Here is a 1,624-nt window from a genome sequence, read left to right as displayed (position 1 = left end):
TTAAACGGCCAATAATCTTTAGACGTTTGTGTTGCAACTGTGTAAGTAAAAATCACCAGACAAGCTATAGCTAAGTAACTCGCTTATTTTGCTATAGCTTATGATTACTCCCCAAGTGATCCCCTAATGCTCTTTTGGTTATATTTATACTTGTACAAAGGATATTGTTCACTTTTTACAGTGACTCATTAAACTAATGACAACGATTCTTTTTACTGATGCTTAACAGGGTATGATCTTCAGCTTGAAATCTTGCGTGCAACTCTCGTCTAGCTTTATCAAATAATTTACGGTTAGCATTTTTGCAGAAAGTTAATCTATTGATAAATATAGAGTTTACATCTTCGCACCATAGGTGTGTGTCGATGAATCTGTCATGTTTTTATTGCTGTTTTTAGTCTTTGGATAAATATTAATGAGGCTATATACGTTTACGCGCGTAGGGTAAGCTAATGAAATATTATGCTATTGCATCGAAACACATTATTTACTGTCGGCGTTAGATTAGTTTTTATACTAAGAGTTTATTTATTGTTGTTAATAATACTTTGGATGGGGGGAATAGAGCTAGTTATGAATCAACAAATCTAGATACACAACACTCTAGAATAATGCCAGTATGGTTTGAACAGATCTACTATTAGAGGAGTAGATCTGGAATCATATACATTAATAGAATGTACGAGCCTGATTAAATCTAAGCTGTAGTACTATTTGGGTTTTTCAATAATACTGGTGATACACGTTATGGTCGCGGTATTTATTGACTTTTATAGTCACTTCAGCATATAGAATTTAGCGCTTCGTTTGAAAATAAAAAGGGACTGTTAAGTAATGCCGTTCACTTAAGGTGAACGGCATTTTTACTTTTAACAGGGTACCTATTCTTTGAACATTTCAACATTCTCGGATATTGCCGTTCTCGCCTACCGGGTAAAACGAATTGCTTAGCCGACTTTGTAATATTCATTGTGTATTTGGGAATGTTACCTGGCGTGCAGAATGACAACTGGGTTAATTCGTAAATAATATGCATTGAAGCGCCATTAAAACTCAGTTGATTGGGGTGGACACCGTCTAGCGATTTAGCCATTAATACCATTTGATAACGGATTAAATTATAAGCCAATAATATCCCCCACAGCTCTTGCCTAATAAGCTCTGGTTGATTACTTCGTAATGTGAATCGATTGTCCAATAGCGACTGTTTCATTTCCCTAAATCCCAACTCAATTTCCCATCGGTGGGCATATAAATCAACAATGTCAGCGGGTGGAAAGCGCATAGGATCTGTCATTGAAGTGAGTATTTGAAGGTCTTTTCCTTTCACTTTTTTGGTGATGAGCCGTGCTTGCATCGTTTTAGGTAATTCTGGAAACTTTTTTCGTGACTGAGGCGTTGTGGTTAATTGGATTAATTTATCTTGTCTTCCAATACTATTGATAACTTCATATTGTGTGTTTTTTTTGAGTGGCATTAACCAATGCCTTGTGTTGCCTGTACTTTGCCAGCGATGTAACAAGCCTAATGAATAAAATCCACGGTCGAACAGCGTTAAACTATTATCAGGTGTTTTATCAATTAACCCTAACGCAAGATTCATCTCGTTAACTTCAACACTATC

General features: G+C 36.0%; 1 protein-coding gene. It reads right to left on the bottom strand.

Going from position 1 to position 1,624, the window contains the following annotated elements:
- Positions 1–841: 841 nt before the first annotated feature.
- Positions 842–1,624: IS4 family transposase (locus H4J62_RS19890; protein WP_182218754.1), on the bottom strand; the 783-nt coding region annotated here is incomplete at its 5' end.

Source organism: Colwellia sp. BRX8-5 (genome assembly GCF_014077325.1).
Taxonomy (GTDB): domain Bacteria; phylum Pseudomonadota; class Gammaproteobacteria; order Enterobacterales; family Alteromonadaceae; genus Colwellia_A.
The sequence above is the reverse complement of the archived record's forward strand: the minus strand, read 5'-3'. Positions and strand labels throughout refer to the sequence as shown.